The following is a 22,019-nucleotide window of genomic DNA, read 5'->3' as shown; positions in this document are numbered from 1 at the left end:
CCTGCTATGCCGATTCCTTCGTCGGAGCTCATCCTGAACCGCGATGGTAGCATCTACCACCTGAACCTGCTGCCCGATCACATTTCCGATACCATCATCACCGTGGGCGACCCCGACCGTGTGGCGCTGGTAAGCCAACACTTCGACTCGATTGAAACCGAGGTTGCCAAACGCGAATTTGTGACGCACGTGGGGTACTACCGCGGCAAGCGCCTTACGGTGCTTTCCACAGGTATCGGTACCGATAACATCGACATTGTGCTGAATGAGCTGGACGCGCTGGTAAACATTGATTTTGTAACCCGTGAGCCCCGCCCGCTCGAAGAGCGCATTTCGTTGCGCATCATCCGGGTGGGCACCAGCGGCGCGCTGCAGCCCGATGTGCCGGTAGGGGCGCACTTGGTTACTGAGCACGCCATCGGCCTGGAGTCGTTGGTGCAGTTCTACCCCCTGGTGGAGACGGGCGCGGAAGTGGAGTTTGCCACCACCGTGCAGCAAGCTGTTGGCCTCGATTACCGCCCGTACTGCGTGCTTGGTTCCGACTTGCTGCGTGAGCAACTGGGCGCCGGCATGCTCAACGGCAATACCGTAACGTGCCCGGGCTTCTACGGTCCGCAGGGCCGTTCGCTTCGGCTCGGGCTCCGCTACCCCGATTTGCTCGAGCGTCTGCGCAGCGTGCAGTTCAGCAACCCCGAGGGCACGTTCCGCCTCACCAACTTCGAGATGGAAACGGCCGGCTATTACGCCCTAGGTCGAATGCTGGGCCACGAGGTGGTGTCGTTGAATGCCATTGTGGCCAACCGCGCCACCGGCGAGTTTGCCGAGAACGGCGACCAGATTGTAAACGACCTGATTGCCAAAACGCTGGACCGCGCCTAGACCACGGATTCGAGCGGAGTTTTCGGATTCCGCGGATTTTGGGGACGTTTGTAGCGTGGCGCGATTTCGCCAGACGTTGGTTAATTTTAAGCTGGGCCGCAATTGCGGCCCAGCTTTTTTATGCTATCAGATACCCGATTCAACCCGATAACGCACCGCATCATCGGCTGCGCAATGGCCGTTCACCAGAAGTTAGGCAATGGTTTTCCCGAGAATATTTATCAGCGTTGCTTGGCAATTGAGCTAGAGGAAAACGGGCTGGCTTTTCAGCGAGAAGTTGCGCTTCCGATCTTCTATAAAGGCCAGGAAGTGGGTGCCAGGCGCGTAGATTTCTTGATCGAAGAAAACGTTCTGGTCGAGCTTAAAGCTTCGAAAGAATTAACCCAGGTGCATTTCGCCCAGACGATAAATTATTTGGAAGCGTACAGATTAGAAGTTGGGTTGCTGATCAATTTTGGCGAAGCAAGCCTGAGGTTCAAGCGCTTTCTTAAAAACCAGCCGCGGCAACTTCCTACAAACTCGTAGGAAGTTGCCGCGGCTGGTAACACAACCGAGAAATTAGCCTTCTACCAAATCCGCGGAATCCGAAAAATCCGCTCGAATCCGTGGTTAGTAGAAGTCAAAGCCGATGATGGCGTTCAGCGGAATGGTAATGCCGGCTTTAAGGGTGATGTAATTTTCGTGCACGGCCCACACGGTGGTTTGCACGCGTTTTACACGGCCGTCCTCTGTCTGAAAGTAGATGTCGAGCTTGCCGTGGTAGTTGTTACCTAGGGCACAAGCTCGCTCGGCATCGAAGCGGCGAACTTTTTGTTCGGCAACGGTGGGCAGCACGTCTTCGTGCGGAAAGCGGAGGGTCGGAATCGTTTCTTTCGCAACGGTTTCGGCCGATTGGGTGACGACTTGCATAGGCGTACAAAATCGGTGTAGTGGGTACACACTTAACAAACAACCGTGCTAGAAAGTCTGCAGCAAGTGAATTCCGCGTGAAGAACGACCTTGTGGAGCGCGGCTCCTATAAGTTAAGCTAAAGCCGTCAGAAATGCCATAGTATCTACGCCGTCGGCATAGTCGCTGATGCTGGGTTGCTGGGCCCGCCCGGCCGGCACGCTGCCCGGGTACCAGCCATTTACCGACACTACGATTTGCGTTTTCGGGGCCGCTTCGGCCAATTGCTGGCGCAGGTCGTCTTGGTCCTGGTATTGGCTGTAGTGCACCACCGAAATCGGCGACACCAGCTGCATGCTTTCCGTGAGCATCAGAAAGCCCGAATCGAGGTGCGGTACCCGGTTCACGAGCAGCAGGCTTTTCTGGTAGTCGTAGTTGTTGTTGTACCGGTTATGATCCAGCACGTTGCTCCACGCGTGCATGGCGTTCAGGAAGGGTACGAAGTCATACCCGGCCGGCACCAGCAGTTTAGAAACGTTGCGGCAACCCAGGCCATAGTATTGGAAGATATCGGGCCCGAACTGCGCCAGCTCGGCTTCGGGCTCCAGGCCGGCAATTACGCCAATGCTCGAGCGGTTGCGGCGGATGAGATGGGGCTTTTTGCTGAAATAGAACTCGAAGTACCGGGCCGTGTTGTCGGAGCCGGTGGCGATGAACGCATCGGCCTCGCGCAGCATCTCCACAAAGCGCAGGCTTTCCTGAAACCTAGGCTCGATTTGCAGCAGCTCGTCGGCAGCCCAGCGCAGCAGGATGTTGTCGTCGGCCGAAAGCTTGGCCAGCAGGATGTGGCCGCTGAGCAGCACGCACAGCAAGTCGTGGAAGCCGACCATCGGGATGTTGCCCGCCATTACCACTCCCACGCGGCGCGGCGTGCCCAGGGGCTCGGCCGCGTAGCGGCCTGCCCACTCGCGCAGGGCCTCTTCCTCGAGCAGATGGGCTACGCCCTGTACGGCGGCGCGCACGTTGCCTTCGTCGAACCAGGGGTTGTGGCTGCGGGCGCGCCGGGCCAGCGAGGTCAGTTCATCGTCGGGGAGGGTGCGCAGGCGCTGGCCTAGGCGTACGAAGGCAGCAAGACGTTCGGCTTGGGTCATAGGGGGCATAAGCGGGAATCAGGGCCGAAAGTTCGTAAGAAACCGCGGGCAGTACTACTTTTGCCCGACTGTGTCAGAACCTACCGCCGAGCTTCCGGTTGAATCCAACAACCCCAAGCCCCGGCGGCTGCGTATCAGAAACACTTCCCTTACCAAACCTGACGACCTACGGCCATGGCCATCATGATTACCGACGAGTGCATCAACTGTGGTGCCTGCGAACCCGAGTGCCCCAACAACGCCATCTACGAAGGCGGCGCAAACTGGCGCTGGGCCGACGGTACCACCTTGAAAGGCACCATTGAGGTGGATGGCGGCAAGCAAGTAGATGCCACCAGCCCCCAAGTACCCGTTTCCGACGAGTACTACTACATCGTATCGGACAAATGCACCGAGTGCGTTGGCTTCCACGAGGAACCCCAGTGCGCGGCGGTGTGCCCCGTCGACTGCTGCGTTGACGACCCCGATTACCGCGAGTCGCAGGATCAGCTCCTGAAGAAGAAAGACTGGCTGCACATCGCCTAGAAGACTTTTTTCGGTCATCCTGAGCCCAAGCGAAGGACCTTATCGCGCCTAGGTAGTTTTTACTATCGGTGCAATAAGGTTCTTCGCTTTGCTTACCGCAGATGAGTGAAACAGCTGTTTAAGTGCCGCAGTTGAAATACTTATCGTAAGCCGACTCGGGCAGCAGGCGCAGCTTGCTGGCAATTTTGATGGGCCAGCGCAATAGCCGGATGAGTGCGTAGTTGTTGGGGTAGTCGCGGAAGGTTTTCACCGGCGCGGCCACAATCTGCTCAAACTCCTCGCGCGTGAGGCCCAGGCGTTTGATGCACAGGTTGATGACTTTCTCGTCCTCAATGGCATTTACGTGCTGGCAGCGCTCCAGGGCTTCGGTGCGCGTCATCTGGCCCGAGCGCACCAGCGCCGAGTAGTTGAACAAGCGCCGGTCGATGTTGAACTTGGTGCGGTTGAGGTAGTAAATCACGCTCTGGTAGAGGTCGTCGAAGTAATGGGCGCCGGGGTTTACCCAATCCAGCTCGCGCTGCAGCAACTCATCCACCTCGGCACGCACGTAGGGCACGTGGTACAGCAGCGTTACCGTACGAATACCCCGGATAACTGAGTAGTAGAACATCTCCTTCAGATCCAGATTGAAGCCCGGATCATTGGGCGTCCATTTACGCAGCGGCACGGTACCAAACTGCCGGTGCACAGCCTTCAGGTACTTGCCGTCGAGGTAGTTCCACGACAGGGGGCAGATGCCTTCGGTGCGGAAGCTTTGCCCGATGATGATGCGCGTGAGGCCCTCTTTGGCCGCCACACCGTACAGCGCGGTGGCAATGCCCACATCGGTGCCTTCCTCGATATCCGGCGTCGAAGCTTTCAGGAAAGCAATTTTCAGGTCCTTCGATTCGCGCCAGTCGGAGGTGATGGTACGCAGCTCTACGCCCAGCTTGCGGCAGGCTTTCACCATGTTTTCGCCCGCCACCGGGTTGCCAAAGCCGTCGTTGAAGTGCACGGCCAACGGCCGCAGGCCGAGCTTCACCACGCAGTACCAGAGGGTAAAGCTGCTGTCGCGGCCGCCGCTCACGCCCAGCACGCAGTCGTATTTTTTACCCCGCCCTAGGTGCTTCAGCTCGGCGGCTACCTCCTGCACGTACCGCTCTCCCGCCGGACCTAGGGGATTTTCGCGGTCCATTTTATCGTGCAACGCGCAAAAGTTGCACTCGCCATTGGCCTCAAAGCTAATACCCGGAACGGTGGTATCCATAATGCAACGCGTGCAGCGTTGCCCGGCTACCTGCGAGGTAGCTGATGCCAAAGGGACCGAATGAGTATGAGGCTGTGCGAGGGGTACTTTCATGGAGTAGAACTGTTTCAATAGGCGCAGCTGAAAAGTGAGGGATTACAGAAGTTCGTCGAAGCGGTAGCCCAGTTGCCGCAGTTTGTCGCTGATGGCCGTGCCGCGCTCGGGGCGGTGTGGGCGCGGTAAGTCGGCCACAATCAGCTCGCCGGCAAACTCGTTGAAGGTGCCCTGGGCTTTGATGCCATCGGCCGCTACGGCCAGCGAGCAGCCCACGCTCTTTTTGCCCTCGTAGGGCCCGCCCACGATGTAGCCCACCGAGGTAGTGCCCACTACCACCACGTTGTAGAGCGAGGCCAGAATCTTGTAGGGCTTCACCCATTTTTCCTGGTACGGGTCGTGCTCTTCGGTAAGCGAGTAATCAACCGTCCAGGAAGAGGGCGAGAGGATGATTTCGGCCCCCATGCGCGCCAGCGTGTGCCCAATCGACAAGCCATCGAGGTAGTTGTCGGCGCAGATGTTGACGCCGATTTTACCTAGGGGCGTATCGACGACGTTCAGGGTTTGGCCTACCTGGTAAAACGGCTGCTCTACAGCCAGTAGGTTGATCTTGTGGTATTTAAGCAGGATTTCGCCTTGGGGGCTGATGAGAAGGGCCGCGTTGAAAATGCGGCCGTCGGCGGCGCGTTCGGTCAGGCCGGCGCACACGTAGATATTGTGCGTTGCGGCCTCCTGGCAAAGCCGGTCGGAGTGGGGGCCGGGAATTGGCTGGGCCTCGGCGAGGGCGCTGGGGTGCGTCCAGGCAAAATCAAGGGTTTCGGGCAGGAGTACCAACGCGCAGCCTTGCTGGGCAGCCTGGGCAATCATTTGCGCCGCGCGCTCCAGATTGCGGTGCGGTTCGCCGCCTTCCACCAGCAGCTGCGCCATGCCCACGCGCAGCGTGCCCTGCGTGGGAGCTGCTGCAGCGGGCGCACTTGAAGGAGTAGGAGCCGGTGCCGGGGAGGCGGGCTTCTTCCACCGACTAAAAAGCGAATTCATGAGCAGAGGAAAGCTTCAGATCCGGAGCCTTGCGTTGGGCAACGCGCCAAACCTTAAAAATAGGGGATTGACGCGTTAAACCTTTGAGTAGCTCAGTTGTCGGGGGCGAAAATACGGGCCCTGTGGCACACGTGCGCAGCCGCACCCTTGGCCCGCGCTTCCGCCCCCGGCCCGAAATGCCTACTTTTGCCGCTTCCGAACTGATTCCAGAGCGACTATGTCCATCCCAAAAACCTACCAGCCAGCCGAGGTAGAAGATAAATGGTACCAACGCTGGCAGGAGCAAGGCTTTTTTAACTCGAAGCCCAATCCGCGCAAACCTGCTTACTCGGTGGTGATTCCGCCCCCGAACGTAACCGGCGTGCTGCACATGGGCCACATGCTGAACAACACCATTCAGGATGTGCTGGTGCGCCGCGCCCGCATGCAGGGCAAAGAAGCCTGCTGGGTGCCCGGCACCGACCACGCCTCCATCGCCACCGAAGCCAAAGTGGTGCAGATGCTGAAGGAGCGGGGCATCGAGAAGAAAGACCTCTCGCGGGAGGAGTTTCTGAAGTATGCCTGGGAGTGGAAGGAGAAGTACGGCGGCATTATCCTGGAGCAGCTGAAAAAGCTCGGCGCCTCCTGCGACTGGTCGCGCACGCGCTTCACCATGGAGCCCGACCTGACCGAGGCCGTACTGCGCGTGTTCGTCGATTTGTACCGCAAGGGCCTGATTTACCGCGGCATTCGCATGGTGAACTGGGACCCGCAGGGCCGCACGGCCTTGTCGGATGAGGAAGTAATTCCGAAGGACACCGTGGCCAAGATGTACCACCTGCGGTATGAGGTGGTGACAGGTAACAAGGGACAAGCAACAGGTGAAAATGAAGACGTGTCACTTGTCACCTCATCACCTGTTACCTACCTAACCGTCGCCACCTCGCGCCCCGAAACCATCATGGCCGACGTGGCCGTGGCCGTGAACCCGAACGATGAGCGCTACAAGCACCTGCACGGTGCCAAGGTGCGCATTCCGCTCCTAGGTCGCGAAATTCCGGTTATTCTTGATGAGTACGTAGCCATTGATTTCGGAACGGGGGCGCTGAAGGTAACGCCCGCGCACGACCTGAACGACTACGAGCTGGGCCTGAAGCACAAGCTGCCGGTAATTGATATCCTGGACGACGGCGGCTTCCTGAACGAGAAGGCCGTGCTGTACGTGGGGCAGGACCGCTTTGCCGCGCGCCGCAACATCGTGAAGGACCTAGGCGACGCCGAGCTGCTCGACAAGGTGGAAGAGTACCAGAGCGTGCTGCAGACCTCGGAGCGCACCGGGGCCGTTATCGAGCCGCGCCTGTCGTTGCAGTGGTTCCTGAAAATGGAGCACCTCGCCGGCCCCGCCCTGGAGGTAGTGGAGAACGACGCCGTGAAGCTGCACCCGCCCAAGTTCAAGAACATGTACCGGGTGTGGATGGAGAACGTGCGCGACTGGTGCATCTCGCGTCAGCTGTGGTGGGGCCAGCGCATTCCGGCCTATTACCTGCCCGATGGCACCTTTGTGGTGGCCCTCACCGACGAGGAAGCACTTCAACTGGCGCGTGAGCAAAGCGGCAACAGCGAGCTGCAAGCTAGCGACTTACGCCAGGACGAAGACGTGCTTGATACCTGGTTCTCGTCGTGGCTGTGGCCCATCTCGGTATTCGACGGATTTAAGGATCCGGATAACCCCGACGTCAACTATTACTACCCGACCGACGACCTCGTAACGGCCCCGGAAATCCTGTTCTTCTGGGTAGCGCGCATGATCATGGCCGGCCTGGAGTATCGCAAGGATGTGCCGTTCCGCAACGTGTATCTCACCGGTATTGTGCGAGATGCGCAGGGCCGCAAGATGAGCAAGAGCCTGGGCAACTCGCCCGACCCGCTCGACCTCATTGCGCAGTACGGCGCCGACGGTGTGCGTACCGGCATGCTGTTCTCGTCGCCGGCCGGCAACGACTTGCTGTTCGATATTAAGCTGGTAGAGCAGGGCCGCAACTTCACCAACAAGCTCTGGAACGCCTTCCGCCTCACGCAGGGGTGGGAGGTAAGCGAGGAGCTGCCGTTCGTGAACGAGCGGGCCACGGAGTGGTTTCAGGCGAAGCTGCAGAGCACCCTGGCCGAGCTCGACGAGCACTTCGACAAGTTCCGGATGTCCGACGCGCTCATGACCATCTACAAGCTGGTGTGGGACGACTTCTGCTCGGTGTACCTGGAGATGATCAAGCCGGCTTACCAGGCCCCCATCGATGCCGAAACGCTGCGCCGCACCACCGGCTTCTTCGAGCAACTCCTGAAGCTGCTGCACCCGTTCATGCCGTTCATCACGGAGGAAATATGGCACCACCTGGCCGAGCGCGGCCCCAAGGACTACCTCTGCGTAGCCGCCTGGCCCAAGCAACAGCTCGTTGAGGGCGGCGCCGAGCTGCTGGGCCGGGTGGAAAAGGCACTGGATGTGGTGGCCGGTGTGCGTAACATTCGCAACCAGAAAGGCCTGGGTCCGAACAAGCCCCTCACGCTGGCGGCCAAAACCGAGGACACAGCTCTGCTGCAGGATTTCGATGGCATCATCCGTAAGCTGGCGGCCCTCACCGAAATCAGCGTGGTAGATGCTGCCCCGGCTGCGGCGGTAGGCTTCGTTTCGGGTGGTGCCGAGTTCTTCGTGCCCATGGAAGGCCAGATCGACCTAGGGGCCGAGCGTGAGCGTCTGACCAAGGAGCTGGAGTACGCGCAGGGCTTCCGCGACTCGGTGCTGAAAAAGCTCGCCAATGAGAAGTTTGTGCAGAACGCCAAGGCCGACCTGGTAGAGCGCGAGCGGCAGAAGCTGGCCGATGCCGAGGCTAAAATCGCAGCCCTCGAGCAAAGCCTGGCGGCGCTGTAAGCTGCCAACTGATTTAAAGCAAAGCGGCCACACCCAAAAGGTGTGGCCGCTTTGTTTGTCAGCGCAAGCCCGGCAACGCGGGCTGCTACTCCTGCTCGCCCGGAACCGGCCGACCTGCCTCGCGCGCCTGCATACGGGCTTGCTGGCTTAGCTGGTTTTGCAGCTGAAAGGTTACCTGCTCGCAGTCGGCCATGCGCCGTTGAGCATCGGCCAACTGCCGCTCCGTGGCGGAGAGGCGCACGTACAGGTAGATGATCAGGGCCAGCGAAATTACCAGCGCACCTAGGGTCACAAAATTTTTCATAACCTGAAAGAAATCAAAAAGAAAAGCCCGCCGATCTGACGGGCTTGTTCAAGTACTAAGCCGTGGCAAAAGCGTTTGCAGCTGCCACGGCTTTCGGCTTTTTAGATGGTCGTGTTGGGGTCGAACTGCTCGAGGTAGTCGGCCACGCGGCGCACGAACATGCCACCCAGCGAACCATCAACCACGCGGTGGTCGTAGGAGTGCGACAGGAACATGAAGTGGCGGATACCGATCAAGTCGCCCTGCGGCGTCTCAATCACGGCCGGCTTTTTCTTGATGGCACCTAGGGCCATGATGGCCACCTGCGGCTGCATGATGATGGGCGTGCCCATCACGTTGCCAAACGAGCCCACGTTCGACACGGTGTAGGTGCCGTTGGCCAGGTCTTCGGGCTTCAGCTTGTTCTGGCGGGCGCGGTTAGCGAGGTCGTTCACGCGCTTGCTCAGGCCATTCAGGTTCAGCTGATCGGCGTTGTGAATCACCGGCACAATGAGGTTGCCCGAGGGCAGCGCCACGGCCAGGCCGATGTTGATGTCGCGCTTCTTGATGATGTAGTCGCCATCAACCGACACGTTGATGTTCGGGAAGTCCTGAATGGCTTTCACGATGGCCTGCACCAGAATGGGGGTGTAGGTCAGGTTTTCGCCTTCGCGCTTTTTGTAGGCGTCTTTGTGCTTCTCGCGCCACTGCACGATGTTCGTTACGTCGGCCTCCACAAACGAGGTAACGTGCGGCGAAATGCGCTTCGAGTCGACCATGCGCTGCGCAATCATCTTGCGCATGCGGTCCATCTCGATCAGCTCCTGGTTGCCGCTTACCGAGGGTGCCGGTTTGCTGGCCGATGCTGCAACCGCGGCAGGCTGAGCGGCAGGAGCGGGGGCGGCAACTGCCGCCGTAGCCTGCGGGGCCGGGGCAGCGGCTTGGGCTACCGGAGCAACTGCTGCCGGAGCAGCCTGGGCCGGCTGTTGGCCACGGTTGGCCACGAAATCGAGGATGTCTTTTTTGGTAACGCGGCCGCCCTGGCCGGTGCCGGGCAGGCGCTCCAGGTCAGCCATCGAAATGCCTTCCTCGCGGGCGATGTTGAGCACCAGCGGCGAGTAGAAGCGGCCGGGCTGGGCCTCGCCCAGTTGCGAACCACCCGTTGCGGCGGCTGACGCAGCAGCGGCATTCGGCACGAACGGCACTTGCTCGGCAACCTGGGCAGCTTCGGCCTCAACAGCCACGGGAGCAGCTTCGGCAGCCGGAGCCTGGCCATTGGAGGCAGCAGCGGCGTCGGTTTCGATGATGGCGATGGGGGCGCCTACGGCTACCACCTGGCCTTCTTCCACCAAAATCTGCTGCAACACGCCGGCGTGGATGGCGGGCACCTCGGTGTCCACTTTATCGGTGGCCACTTCCAGCACCGATTCGTCCTGGTCAATGGTGTCGCCCACCTGCTTGAGCCATTTGAGGACGGTGCCTTCCATGATACTTTCGCCCATTTTGGGCATCACCATTTCCACTCGTGCCATGCGGTTTGATTAGAATAATTGGGGTGGGAAAGGAAGCTAGAACGTGAGAAAACAGGCGGTAGCGGCCTGAAATCGGGGCCAAAGGTAGCTGATTTGCGGTATGCTACCTCATGTGCAAGCCTAGGTCGGCGAACAGTCGTTAGGGGAGAAGACCAATCCGCTGATCCACAGCAAGGTAAATCAGTAGTGCGCTGCTATTGCCCAATGGGGGGCAAGTGCTGGCGCACCAGGTTCAGCGCAGCCGTGGTTATGAACTCAATGTTGAGCTGTCGGCCGCGGTTGAACGTGATTTTGCGGGCTACGGTTTGGTGCGCGTCGGCGTAGGCCAGCCAGAATGTGCCCACGGGCTTGTCGTCGGAGCCGCCGCCGGGGCCGGCAATGCCGCTGGTGGCCACGGCTACATCAACGCCCAGGTGGCGGCGGGCACCTTCGGCCATCTGCCGCACGGTTTCCTCGCTTACGGCGCCGTGGGCTTCGAGCGTAGCAGGCTGCACGCCCAGCTGCCTCACTTTTACCTCGTTGGCATATGCTACAACGCTGCCCATGAAGTACGCCGAGCTGCCTGCTACGCCCGTAAGCTTGTGGGCAATGGCGCCGCCGGTGCAGCTTTCGGCCGAGCCGATGGTGAGGCCGCGTTCCTGCAGCATGGCACCTAGGGCGGCCTCCAAGGGCACCTCGCCTTCGGCAAACAAGTAAGGGCCGATGAGGGCGCGCAGCTGCGGAAGCTGAGCTTCGAGCCGCCCGCGCAGATTGGGCTGGCCGTCGTCGGTGGCGGTGAGGCGCAGGCGCACCCCGCCCAGGTAGGGTAGGTAGGCCAATTTCATGTTGGCCGGCAACTGTGCTTCCCAATCGGCAATTTGCTCGGCCAGAAAGGATTCGCCCTGTCCAACCGTTTGCAGCACCGCGTGCTCGATGGGCGGCACCCGAAAGTACTCCTGCAGCTTAGGCAGCACGTGCGTGGTCATCAGATGCTTCATTTCGAAGGGCACCCCGGGCATCGACACGAATACCACGCCGCCCTCCTCGAACCACATGCCGGGCGCGGTGCCCACGGTGTTGCGCAGCGGGGTGCACGATTTGGGCAAGTAGGCCTGCTGGCGGTTTACCTCGAGCATGGGCCGGTTGAAGCGGGCAAAAATGGCCTCCACGTCGCGAAGCGAGGGTTCGTACAGCTCCAGCTTCGAGCTGAAGTAGCGGGCCAGCACGTGTTTGGTCAGGTCGTCTTTGGTAGGGCCCAGGCCGCCGGTCATCAGCACCACCTGGGCGCGCCGGCGGGCTTCGTCGAGGGCGCGCACTATCTCCTCGGCTTTATCTGATACGGAGCTGATCTGGCGGATGCGCAGGCCGATTTTGCCCAGCTCCTGGCCCATCCAGGCCGAGTTGGTATCGATAACTTGGCCGTAGAGCAGTTCGTCGCCAATGGTGATGATTTCGACGGCAGGAATTTGGGACATAGCGAGAGGAGCGTTGAAAGCAGGCAATTTCGGCGCAATTTGTGCACTCGTTTCCTACAGACCACGCCCGGAGCCTTCCGGTTTACACATTTCTGCGCATGTCAGCTTCTCGCTTTACGTTTCTGGCCCTGGCCGTGGGCCTGATGGCCGCCCCGGCCGCTTCGGCCCAAACCAAAACCACTACTACCAAAAAAACGACCACAACCACCAAAAAGCCCGCTGCGAAAACCACCGCAAAGCCGGCAGTTACCAAAACCACCTCTACCAAGGTGGCCGCTACCACCAAGGCTCCGACTGCACCTGCCCCCGCACCGCTAACGGCGGAGGAAGCAACGGCCGGCGTGCGCGAGGCCCTGTCCGTTAGCATTACGCGCGGCCTCGAAGCCGGCGGGCAAGCCGACGGTTTCAATACCAACCCCGATGTGCGGCTGGGTTTTCCGCCTGAGGCCGAGCTGGTAGCCACCACCCTGCGCGGCCTGCGCATGGGGGCGGTCATCGATAAGTTCGAGGTGCTGCTAAACCGCAGCGCCGAAAGCGTAGCCGCCAATCCGCAAACCGCTGCCATCTTCAACAACGCCCTGCAGCGCCTGGCCATTGCCGATGCGCTGGCCCTGGTAAACTCCCGCGAAGGCCGCGCGGCCGCGCAATTGCTCAAGCAGCAAACCGCCGCGCAGGTACAGGAGGAGCTAAAGCCCCTGGTGGCCGCGGCCCTGGAGCAAACCGGCGCCAAGCAACTCTACGGCGAGCTAATGCTGCGCTACAAAAAGGTGCCGCTCGTAACGCCCATCAGCACCGACCTCACCACTTACGCCACGGGCGGCATCACCGAAGGCATTTACACGCTAATTGCCGATGAGGAAAGCCGCATTCGGCTGAACGCATCGGCCCGCACCACGGCCTCATTGCAGCGCGTGTTCGGGTCGCGTTAATCAGCAGGCGTGCCGGCCAATCAACTCGCTTGAACTTTGGTCCGGTTTCTGCCATTACCGCATCCAGAGCCGCTTTACTGGCTATTCCGTTATGAAGACCACTCGCTACGTTACCCTTTTGGCTGCCTGCTTTGCCCTAGGTGCTACCTCGTCGGCCGAAGCACAACTGATTAAGCTGCCCAAGGTTGGCGGTACCACCATTCAGCTGCCCAAGCCTGCTACCACTACCGGCGGTAAAATCGGCGGCTTGTCGCAGGAGGAGGCAGCCCTAGGTCTGAAAGAGGCGCTAACCCAAGGCATCAGCAAAGGAGCCGACCAAGCCTCGAAGCAGGACGGTTTTTACCTGAACAAGCTGATCCGCATTCCCTTCCCGCAGGATGCCCAGCGCGTAGCCACCACCATGCGCCGCCTGGGTTTGGGCTCCGAAGTAGATAGATTTGAGCTGGCCCTCAACCGCGGGGCCGAGCAAGCGGCTACCAGCGCCAAGCCTATTTTCGTTTCGGCCATCAAGAGCCTGACCTTTAAGGATGTGTGGAATATCCTGTCGGGCGAGAAGGACGCGGCCACGCAGTACCTCAAGCGTACCACCACCACGCAGCTGGTAACGGCATTTTCGCCCATTATGCAGCAGGCGCTCGACCAAACCAACGCCACCCGGTACTACTCGGCCTTGGTTACGCGCTACAACCAGATTCCGCTGGTTCAGCCCGTCAATCCCAACCTCAACGAGTACGCCACCGGAAAAGCCGTCGATGGCCTGTTCACGCTGATTGCGCAAGAAGAAGCCAACATCCGCGAAAACCCTGTAGCCCGCACCACCGAGCTGCTCAAGCGCGTATTCGGCAGCAAGCGGAGTTAGAATGTAGCCGTGAGAGCCCAAAAGTTAGAGCTTGCACCTGAGCGGACAGGCGTGGGAGTTCAGCCCGCTTTACCGCAAGCATGTCTCAAAACGAAAAGGCCCGCCGGAACACAGTTCCGGCGGGCCTTTTCGTGTGCCGTAGCACGGCTAGGCGTATGGCTTAAAACTCGTCTTCGTCGTAGTCGCGGTTGCCCCGGCGGCTGCGGCGCTGCGCCTCGTAGCTGTCGTCGTCGTCCAGGTCGCCGGATTCTTCGTCATCGTCGAACCCACCCGAGCCGTACCGGCCCGAGCCTTCGGGGTCTTCCTGGGCTTCGGCAGCGGCAAATTCGTCTTCGGTGAGGCTGGCCAAATCAAGGGCCTCATCGTGCGACGAGCCGGTGTCGCGCCACATCAGGTAATCGGCATATTTCGTCGCCAGCGAGTCTTCCGGGGAAGCGCCTTTGCGGCTGCCCTTGCTGGGGCGGCTGTTGGAGATGGAGCTATCAAGCTCGTCGTCATCATCGAACAGATCGTCGTCGAGGTCGTCGTAGCTTCTCATGAGAGCGGTGAGTTGATGGGGTTGAGCGGGGTAAAAATAAGGGAGCAGCTTTAATTGAGCCGGGAAACGCAGGCTCAGAAGTGCAGGTTACGGGGTTAGCCGAAAGCGGTTGGCAGTTAGCAGAAAAAAGAGTTGAAACGTGCAGGCACTTATCCTAAGATAAGCAGCAAAAGCCGGAAGGACGCCGTAATGGCCGCAAGAAACTACTTGCGCGGGGCGAAGTCCGTTACGTGCAGCCGCGCCTGGCAAAAGGCGTACTCCTCTTCTACGTTCGAGCTTACCAGCACCAAGCGGTTGGGCGTGGTAGCAGCCACGTGCTCGTGGTACCACGCCACCCCCGTCCGGTCGAGGTTGGTAGTGGGCTCGTCGAGGAGCAGCAGCGGGGCAGCGGCATACAAGGCTAAGGCCAGCTTTACCCGTTGCTTCATGCCCGACGAAAAGTCGCGTACCAGCTTGTGGCGGGCGTGCGGCAGCTGCATCAGGTCGATGAGCTGCGCCGGCGACATGCCGGCGCGCAAAGGCCGGAACCGGGTATGAAAATGCACCAGCTCGGCCAGGGTAAGCTCCTCAATCAGCTCCAGGTAGGGGGCGCACAGCCCTAGGTGCCGGGCTACCTCGTCGGCCGGCACCCGGTGGCCTTGCAGGCTAAAGCGCAGCTCGCCGGCCGAGGGCAGGGTATAGGCCGCCAGTACCTGCAAAAGCGTGCTTTTGCCGGCTCCGTTGGGCCCAAGCAATGCCGTGGCAGTGCCGGGGCTGAACGTGTGCGTCAGCTCACGGAAGATCCAATCACGGCCGAAGCGTTTGCCCAGGCCGATGGCCTCAATCTGCACTGTTGCCGTTGCGCGAGTAGCCCTTGATAATGCCGCGGCTCGAGTTGCGCACGAAGTTTACCACCTCGTCGCGCTCGGGCGAGGGCAGCAGCTCCAACTCAATCTTATCGAGCGCATCGCTGGTGTTCAGGCCGCTCATAAAGAGCAAGCGGAAGCACTGCTGAATCTGAAGAATGGCCTCTTCGCTGAACCCGCGGCGACGCAGGCCAACCGAATTCACGCCGGCGTAGGTGAGGGGTTCGCGACCTACTTTGATGAACGGGGGCACATCTTTGCGCACCAACGAGCCGCCACCGATAAAGGCATGCTGCCCGATGTGCACAAACTGGTGCACCGCCGAAGTGCCACCCAGGATGGCCCAATCGCCTACCACCACGTGGCCGGCCAGCTGCGTGGTATTCGATAGGATGCAGTTGTCGCCCACAAAGCAGTCGTGGGCAATGTGCACGTAGGCCTGCAGCAGGCAGTTGCTGCCCACCACCGTTTTCATCCGATCGATGGTGCCGCGGTTAATCGTTACGCACTCGCGGATAACGGTATTATCGCCGATGTGGGCCGTGGTTTTCTCGCCGGCAAACTTCAGGTCTTGCGGAATGGCCGAAATTACTGCGCCCGGAAAAATCTTTACGTTTTTGCCGATGCGCGCCCCCGGCATAATCGTGACGTTGGGGCCAATCCAGGTGCCTTCCCCAATTTCTACGTCTTGCGCGATGGTGGAAAACGGTTCGACCACCACGTTCTGCGCAATGCGCGCGTCGGGGTGTATGTAGGCGAGCGGTTGATTCATTTATGCAATGAACAATTAGCAATGAGCAATGATCAGCGAACAACGATTAGGCCGGATTTCCGGGCTTCTGCGTTCGGTGAAAATTGTTCATTGATCATTGATAATTGGTTTAAGCGTCTTTCCGAACAATGCTGGCCGACATTTCTGCCTCCATTACCACTTTGCCATTTACAAAAGCCTGGCCGCGCATTTTGGCGATACCACGCTTAACCGGCGAAACCAGCTGACACTTGAAAATGATGGTGTCGCCGGGGATAACCTTGCGGCGGAAGCGGCAGTTTTCGATGCCCAGGAAATACGTCCAGTAGTTCTCGGGGTCGGGCACGGTGTTCAGCACCAGAATACCGCCCGTTTGGGCCATGGCCTCAATTTGTAGCACGCCCGGCATCACGGGGTTGCCCGGGAAGTGCCCCGTGAAGAACTGTTCGTTCATCGTCACGTTCTTCACGCCCGTTACCGTAGTGCCATCCAGGTGGATGATCTTGTCGATGAGCAGGAAAGGGTAACGGTGCGGCAGCGTTTGGGCAATCTGGTTGATGTCCATTACCGGCGGGCGCGACGGATCGTACTGCGGCACCGGCGAGGTATCCACCTCCTGCATTTTCTTCTTGATCTTCTTGGCAAAGGCCACGTTGGCCGCGTGGCCGGGCCGGGCAGCCAGAATTTGGCCTTTGATGGGGCGGCCTACCAACGCCAGGTCGCCCACTACGTCGAGCAGCTTGTGGCGGGCAGGCTCGTTTTTGTGGCGCAGGTCTACGTTGTTCAGGATGCCTTCCTTCTTGACGGCCACTTTGGGCTTGCCCAGCATGGTAGCCAGGTCGCCCAGCTCTTCTTCGCTCACCACGCGGTCGACCACCACAATGGCGTTGCTCAGGTCGCCGCCCTTAATCAGGTTCGACTTATAAAGGGCTTCGAGCTCGTGCAGAAAGCAGAAGGTGCGCGATGCCGCAATTTCTTCGGAAAACTGCTCGATGTTGGTGAGCGAAGCGTGCTGCGAGCCCAGTACCGGCGAGTTGTAGTCAACCATTACCGTTACGCGGTAATCGTTCAGCGGCAGGGCGGCAATTTCCACGCCGCGGGCATTGTCGACAAAGCGGATTTCGTCGGGAATCTCGAAGTAGTTGCGCAGGGCGTTCTGCTCTTCGAGGCCCACGGCCTGCAAGGCTTCCACAAACGGCAGCGACGAACCATCCATGATGGGCGGCTCGGGGCCATCGAGTTGAATCAGTACATTGTCGATTTGCAAACCAACCAGGGCAGCCAGCGTGTGCTCCACGGTGTTTACGCGGGCACCGTTCTGCTCGATGGTGGTGCCGCGCGAAAGGTCAACCACGTTGTCCACGTCGGCATCCACGATGGGCTGGCCCTCTAGGTCGATGCGCTGGAACTTGTAGCCGTGGTTTACGGGAGCAGGGCAGAAGGTCATGGTAGCCTGCACGCCCGTATGCAGCCCCACACCGCTCACGGTAACCGGGGCCTTAATCGTATGCTGTTTGTCGAACATGGGTTAGCTGTTAGCTGACAGCCGTTAGCTGTGAGCTGAAGGGCTAGGGAAATCAGATTGTGCGAAAACCGAAAAACGCTAACAGCTAACCGCTGTCAGCTAACAGCTCCGACGCTGCAAAGCTATGACTTTTCCGCCTCGTCTGGCTTTGCCTGGGCGCGTTCCAGCGCCAGGAGGCGGCGCTCCAGCTCGGGCAGGTGCCTGAAAACCGCATTGGCCCGCAGGCTGTCGCGCAAATTGAAGGCGGGGGAACCCTGCAGAAACTGCCCTTCTTCTTTGATGGATTTGCCCACGCCCGACTGCGCCGTAACCGTGGTGCGGTTGGCCAGCGTAAGGTGCCCGGCCAGGCCGGTTTGCCCGGCCAGCACGCAGAAGTCGCCGATTTTAGTGGAGCCCGAAATGCCTGTTTGCGAGGCAATAACGGTGTGGCGGCCCACCTCCACGTTGTGCGCAATTTGCACGAGGTTATCGATTTTGCTGCCTTCGCGGATGATGGTCGAACCCATGGTGGCGCAGTCGATGGTGGCGTTGGCACCTACGCTCACGTTGTCTTCGAGTACCACGTTGCCGATCTGCGGAATAGGGCGGTACGAGCCATCGGGTTGGGGGGCAAAGCCAAAACCATCGGAGCCGATAACGGCCCCGGCATGAATTACACAGCGCGCCCCGATAACGGTGTCGGCGTAGATTTTGGCACCGGCGTAGATGATGGTGCCCTCGCCAATGCGCACCCGGTCGCCAATGGTAGCGTGCGGGAAAATCAGCACACCTTTGGCAATCTGGCAGTTTTCGCCCACGTAGGAGAAAGCACCGCGGTAGCCCTCGTCGCCTAGCTCACAGCCCTGGCCCACAAACGAGGGTTGCTCTACGCCGCGCTTGCCAGCCCTCGTGAACTGCTGGTAAAACTCGAGCAGCATCGTGAACCCTAGGTAAGGGTCATCAACCCGAATGAGGGCCGCGTGCACGGGCTGCTTGAGCTCGAGGGTTTTGCTTACGATAACCGCCGAGGCTTCGGTGGTGTACAGATGGGGCTCGTACTTGGAGTTGGCCAGAAAGGCCACGGCGCCCGTGCGGGCCTCTTCGATTTTTGCCAGCCGGTCGACGCGCAGGGCAGAATCACCTTCTACCGTGCCGTTCAAAATGCCCGCAATCTGGCCTACCGTGAATTCCATAGGCGGCAAAAGTAGGGAATTATCTACTTGGCCCGGTTTGGGGCGGCTCGGCCCGCTGCGAAAATGGTCACCTCCGCGTCGGTGTATACGGGGCGGTAGGCGGGGGCGCGCACCCAGCGCGGGGCGGGCGGCTGATCGTGCGCTACCACCAAAAAATCGTACTGCTGGCCCTGCGCCGAGGCGGCCTCGAACAGCTGCAGCGGGTACTGCTCGATGGTGGCGTAGTGATGGAAATATAGTTTGTGGAACGGTGCGGCAAAGTACACCCGCTGCGGCTGCCGGGGCCGCAGCCAGGCATAGGCGCGGCGCAGGTAGGCATCGGTGTGGGCAGCACGGCCGATATGGTGCCGGAAATGCACCACCTGAAACCACGCGTAGCCCGCCAGCAACAGCAGCCCTAGCGCCCAGCCGGTACGGGCGGCCAGGCGCAACCGAAGCAGCACCCACTCACCAGCCAGCACCGCCGCCACGAAGAAAAACAACGAGGCGTAGAGCAGCACCCGCGAGGGCGCGTACACGCGCTGCAGCGGCATCAGCACGAAGGGCAGCAGTACCACGAACAGGCATGGCGCCCCCACGCGGCGCCACCGGGCGGGCAACCAGCGCAACGAGAGCAGGCACGCCAGCACTGCCCCAATAAACAGCTCGTCGGCGAGGGTGTCGTGGCCGAACAGCTCGCGCGCGGGCTTCAGCAGAAAAGCCCCGTACGCGCCCCAAAACTCGGCCTGGGTTTGCGGGGCAATGTACTGGTTGGCCGTGAGGGCCGGCAGCCCCGATACGCACACAATGGGCGCGTAGGCCAGCGCGGCTCCGGCGCCGATCAGGCCGGCCGCCGTGGCCAAAGCACCTAGGGCCCGCCACCGGCGCGCAGCCCCGAAGCTCAGCGCCAGCCAGCCTCCCACCGACACCAGCACATAGGCGTAGGTAGGAATGGTGTAGAGGCCCAGCACGCCCAGCATCACAAACGCCAGCCAGCCCAGCCGCTGGTAATGCGAGTAATGCAGCACGGCCAGCATGGCAAAAAACTGCCCGGCCGCCAGGTTCACCAGCAAAAAATAGCCGCGGCCCGCTACCGAATAGTACAGCGCCAACGGGGCCAGGCAAAACAGCCCCACGGCCAGCGTAGCCACCCGAAAGGTGAGCACCCGCGCCAGCATGGCGTACAGCAGCACGGTGCCGGCACTGCTGATCAGCAAGGTGGGCAAGCGCAGCACCAGCACATCGTGCCGGATGCCGAGCCCCACGAGCGGGTAGCTGAGCAGGCTGAACAGCACGTGGTTGTTGGGGATGGGATAGAAGCCCGTAATGGCCAGCGGGCCGCCCCGTACAAAGTAGTCGTAGGTGGCTATTTCGTCGGTGCCTAGGGCGTGCACGCGCAGGTAATGGATGCGCAATGCCAGCAGGCCCGCGAGCAGCAGCGCAGCCACCAGCCGCTCGGCGCCCGATAGCGCCCGTACGGTTTCGGCCAGGCCCGCGAGCAACCGGCGCAGCGCCAGCCCTAGGTGCCTAAGCTCGGGCAGAAGCCGGCCCGCCCGCCCGCACTGCAGCAACACGCCAGCGGCCAACGCAGTGGCCCCGGCCAACACGGCGCGCAGCACAGCCAGCCGCGCGGGCGTAGCCTGCAGCACAAACTCGGGCATTTCGTTGCGGCCGTATAGCACGCTGCGCAATGCCTGCAGCTCGGCGCCCGAGGTGGGGCCATACAGCAGCAAAAGGCCCGCGCTAAGCAGCAAAAAAAACAACGCCAGCGCCCCCGGCGAATGCAGGCCTGGCTGCGCACCGGGGGCAATGGTAGGGGCCGAAGCCGTGTCGGGTTTGGGGAAAGCGAAACGCATAGGTTTTGGGCACGGCGGCGCCAAATAGGCGCTCCGAGGAGCGACCAAAGCTAGCCACGCGCGGCTTACCCGCCGCGCGGCGGCGCTACGAGGTTATTTCCTTGGGGTAGCAGACGTAGTACTTTTCGACGCGCTTGCTGAGCGAGCGGATGTTTGGCAAATCCGATGCCTCGGCTACGTCAATCACATGGCCGCGCTTGGTAAGCACATTAATGGTGTCGCCGCCGGCGTCGTAGGCGTTGTTGCTGATGCGCCCTTCTATCATGAGCTGGGCGGCCTCGTTCATGGGCAGCCGGAAATGCTCGGCAATCAGCTCCACCACACCTAGGCGCAAATCCTCATCAATGGGCTCCGAGGACAAGGTGATTTTAAACAAATGCCGCTCGAGCAGGCTGTGCGCCAGGAAGGACAGCACGAAATCGGGATGGGATGCCCATACTTTCACCGCGGCCCAAATATCCACGTCATCAAGGCGTACGAAGCGCTGAATGATGCTGGCATCCTGCTCGAAGTCGAGCATCTGCACAGGGCTGGCCAAAAAATACCCCAGCTCGGGCGAGGCCGGTACCTGCACCCCGGCGCGGGCCAGGTCGCGGGCCCGCTCCATGATGCGAATAACCATTTGCTCGGCCGACGTGACGGCTTTGTGCATGTACACCTGCCAGTACATCACGCGGCGGCTCACCAGGAAATTTTCGATGCTGTACACGGCTTTTTCCTCCAGCACCAAACGCTCGTCGGGGCTCACGGTGAGCATCTTGATGAGGCGGTCGGCCCCGGGCTGGCCCTCTTTTACGCCGGAGTAAAACGAGTCGCGGTTGAGGTAGTCGAGGCGGTCCATATCGAGCTGGCTGCTTACCAGCTGATGGAAGAACGGCCGCGGGTAGGTACCCCGGAAGATATCGATGGCCAGCTGCAGACGCCCCTCAAACTCCACGTTCAGCAGCTCCATAAGGTGCAAGGAAATCTGCTCGTGCGGCACATCCTCGAACAGGGCGTGCTCGAGGGCGTGGGAGAGGGGGCCGTGGCCAATGTCGTGCAGCAGAATGGCTATTTGGGCTGCCTCGCCCTCCTGCGCCGTGATGCGTACGCCTTTGTCTTTGAGGGTGCGCAGGGCCAGCGACATCAGGTGCATGGCACCCAGGGCGTGGTGAAAGCGCGTATGCAGGGCGCCGGGGTACACAAAATCGGTCAGGCCCAGCTGCTTAATGCGGCGTAACCGCTGGAAATAGCGGTGTTCGATAAGGTCGAAGATCAGGTCGGTGGGTACCGATACAAACCCGTAAACGGGGTCGTTGAGAATTTTACGCTTGTTCACGCAGCAGGAGGAAGGACCGGAATAGCCGGCGAAAAGTACGGCATACCTAACGCAAATACGCGGCGAAGGGCTGCGCTCATTCATTTTTCAGGAACGCTGCTGCTCGTTGCAAGCGGCCATTGCCTACGCAACCCTAGGTGGCAAAAGCCCCCAGGGCTTGCCGGAGCCAAGCCCTTGCCGAAGCACCTAGGGCCCTTGGCAAGCATATGGCAAGGCTAATTTTCGAGGCAGCTGCCGAGTAAACTTTGGGCTTGGCTGTTGGTCCAACACATTGGCAATGCAACCCTTAGGCGCCAATCGTGGTTAGCTAAGCTTA

At 60.4% G+C, this 22,019-nt stretch carries 19 protein-coding genes and 1 pseudogene; 6 read left to right on the top strand and 14 right to left on the bottom strand.

Features of this window, described 5'->3' with window-relative positions; all coding sequences use genetic code 11:
* Nucleotides 1–6 precede the first annotated feature (6 nt).
* Both OIS50_RS06425 and OIS50_RS06420 read left to right on the top strand, forming a co-directional pair.
* Nucleotides 7–879, top strand: coding sequence for a nucleoside phosphorylase (locus OIS50_RS06425; RefSeq protein WP_264693496.1), 873 nt, complete (start codon nt 7–9; stop codon nt 877–879).
* 120 nt (nt 880–999) lie between these two features.
* Entirely contained in the window at nt 1,000–1,404 is a 405-nt protein-coding gene (locus tag OIS50_RS06420; protein ID WP_264693495.1) for a GxxExxY protein, read from the top strand.
* 84 nt (nt 1,405–1,488) lie between these two features.
* Here the strand turns inward: OIS50_RS06420 and OIS50_RS06415 are convergent, their stop codons facing one another.
* Nucleotides 1,489–1,788 carry a hypothetical protein gene (locus OIS50_RS06415; protein ID WP_264693494.1) on the bottom strand — a complete coding sequence of 100 codons (300 nt, stop codon included), beginning with the start codon at nt 1,786–1,788 and terminating at the stop codon, nt 1,489–1,491.
* Nucleotides 1,789–1,901: 113 nt separating this feature from the next.
* Nucleotides 1,902–2,918, bottom strand: a complete 1,017-nt coding sequence (locus tag OIS50_RS06410; protein WP_264693493.1) for an aldehyde dehydrogenase family protein — start codon at nt 2,916–2,918, stop codon at nt 1,902–1,904.
* Nucleotides 2,919–3,092: 174 nt separating this feature from the next.
* Here OIS50_RS06410 and OIS50_RS20585 point away from each other — a divergent pair.
* A pseudogene (locus OIS50_RS20585) lies at nt 3,093–3,308 on the top strand (4Fe-4S binding protein); the annotation flags it as partial.
* Nucleotides 3,309–3,561: 253 nt separating this feature from the next.
* Here the strand turns inward: OIS50_RS20585 and OIS50_RS06400 are convergent.
* Together OIS50_RS06400 and OIS50_RS06395 are read right to left on the bottom strand one after the other, a co-directional pair.
* Complete coding sequence (locus OIS50_RS06400; protein ID WP_264693491.1) at nt 3,562–4,782, bottom strand: N-acetyl sugar amidotransferase; 1,221 nt, start codon at nt 4,780–4,782, stop codon at nt 3,562–3,564.
* 42 nt (nt 4,783–4,824) lie between these two features.
* On the bottom strand, nt 4,825–5,760 hold the full coding sequence (locus OIS50_RS06395) for a carbon-nitrogen hydrolase family protein (protein WP_264693490.1): 936 nt from the start codon (nt 5,758–5,760) through the stop codon (nt 4,825–4,827).
* Nucleotides 5,761–5,977: 217 nt separating this feature from the next.
* Between OIS50_RS06395 and OIS50_RS06390 the strand changes: the two genes are divergently transcribed.
* Nucleotides 5,978–8,662 carry a valine--tRNA ligase gene (locus OIS50_RS06390; RefSeq protein WP_264693489.1) on the top strand — a complete coding sequence of 895 codons (2,685 nt, stop codon included), beginning with the start codon at nt 5,978–5,980 and terminating at the stop codon, nt 8,660–8,662.
* A gap of 85 nt (nt 8,663–8,747) precedes the next feature.
* Here the strand turns inward: OIS50_RS06390 and OIS50_RS06385 are convergent, their stop codons facing one another.
* The 3 genes from OIS50_RS06385 to OIS50_RS06375 all read right to left on the bottom strand — a co-directional run bounded on the left by OIS50_RS06385 (nt 8,748) and on the right by OIS50_RS06375 (nt 11,931).
* Nucleotides 8,748–8,966 (bottom strand): hypothetical protein, encoded by a 219-nt coding sequence (locus OIS50_RS06385; RefSeq protein WP_264693488.1) that lies wholly within the window; start codon nt 8,964–8,966, stop codon nt 8,748–8,750.
* A 101-nt stretch (nt 8,967–9,067) separates the two neighbouring features.
* Nucleotides 9,068–10,477 (bottom strand): dihydrolipoamide acetyltransferase family protein, encoded by a 1,410-nt coding sequence (locus tag OIS50_RS06380; protein ID WP_264693487.1) that lies wholly within the window; start codon nt 10,475–10,477, stop codon nt 9,068–9,070.
* 194 nt (nt 10,478–10,671) lie between these two features.
* On the bottom strand, nt 10,672–11,931 hold the full coding sequence (locus tag OIS50_RS06375) for a competence/damage-inducible protein A (protein WP_264693486.1): 1,260 nt from the start codon (nt 11,929–11,931) through the stop codon (nt 10,672–10,674).
* A 98-nt stretch (nt 11,932–12,029) separates the two neighbouring features.
* Between OIS50_RS06375 and OIS50_RS06370 the strand changes: the two genes are divergently transcribed.
* The gene (locus OIS50_RS06370) at nt 12,030–12,860 is read left to right on the top strand and encodes a DUF4197 domain-containing protein (protein ID WP_264693485.1); all 831 of its coding nucleotides are present in this window, start codon (nt 12,030–12,032) and stop codon (nt 12,858–12,860) included.
* Between the two features lie 91 nt (nt 12,861–12,951).
* Nucleotides 12,952–13,719: a DUF4197 domain-containing protein gene (locus OIS50_RS06365; protein ID WP_264693484.1), complete on the top strand. Its 768-nt coding sequence runs from the start codon at nt 12,952–12,954 to the stop codon at nt 13,717–13,719.
* A gap of 160 nt (nt 13,720–13,879) precedes the next feature.
* On the opposite strand, the gene OIS50_RS06360 is transcribed toward OIS50_RS06365, so the two are convergent.
* From OIS50_RS06360 to OIS50_RS06330, 7 genes are all read right to left on the bottom strand, one after another.
* On the bottom strand, nt 13,880–14,257 hold the full coding sequence (locus tag OIS50_RS06360) for a hypothetical protein (RefSeq protein WP_264693483.1): 378 nt from the start codon (nt 14,255–14,257) through the stop codon (nt 13,880–13,882).
* Between the two features lie 203 nt (nt 14,258–14,460).
* Complete coding sequence (locus OIS50_RS06355; RefSeq protein ID WP_264693482.1) at nt 14,461–15,087, bottom strand: ABC transporter ATP-binding protein; 627 nt, start codon at nt 15,085–15,087, stop codon at nt 14,461–14,463.
* Complete coding sequence (lpxA, locus tag OIS50_RS06350) at nt 15,077–15,874, bottom strand: acyl-ACP--UDP-N-acetylglucosamine O-acyltransferase (RefSeq protein ID WP_264693481.1); 798 nt, start codon at nt 15,872–15,874, stop codon at nt 15,077–15,079. Before lpxA ends, OIS50_RS06355 begins: the two co-directional genes overlap by 11 nt.
* Before the next feature lie 109 nt (nt 15,875–15,983).
* Complete coding sequence (locus OIS50_RS06345) at nt 15,984–17,378, bottom strand: bifunctional UDP-3-O-[3-hydroxymyristoyl] N-acetylglucosamine deacetylase/3-hydroxyacyl-ACP dehydratase (protein ID WP_264693480.1); 1,395 nt, start codon at nt 17,376–17,378, stop codon at nt 15,984–15,986.
* Between the two features lie 122 nt (nt 17,379–17,500).
* Nucleotides 17,501–18,550 (bottom strand): UDP-3-O-(3-hydroxymyristoyl)glucosamine N-acyltransferase, encoded by a 1,050-nt coding sequence (lpxD, locus tag OIS50_RS06340; RefSeq protein ID WP_264693479.1) that lies wholly within the window; start codon nt 18,548–18,550, stop codon nt 17,501–17,503.
* A 23-nt stretch (nt 18,551–18,573) separates the two neighbouring features.
* Nucleotides 18,574–20,385: a hypothetical protein gene (locus OIS50_RS06335; protein WP_264693478.1), complete on the bottom strand. Its 1,812-nt coding sequence runs from the start codon at nt 20,383–20,385 to the stop codon at nt 18,574–18,576.
* A gap of 85 nt (nt 20,386–20,470) precedes the next feature.
* Entirely contained in the window at nt 20,471–21,703 is a 1,233-nt protein-coding gene (locus OIS50_RS06330) for an HD domain-containing protein (protein ID WP_264693477.1), read from the bottom strand.
* Nucleotides 21,704–22,019 lie beyond the last annotated feature (316 nt).

The sequence above is a fragment of the Hymenobacter sp. YIM 151858-1 genome (genome assembly GCF_025979705.1).
Classification (GTDB): Bacteria; Bacteroidota; Bacteroidia; order Cytophagales; family Hymenobacteraceae; genus Solirubrum.
This window is presented reverse-complemented; position numbering and strand designations above follow the sequence as displayed.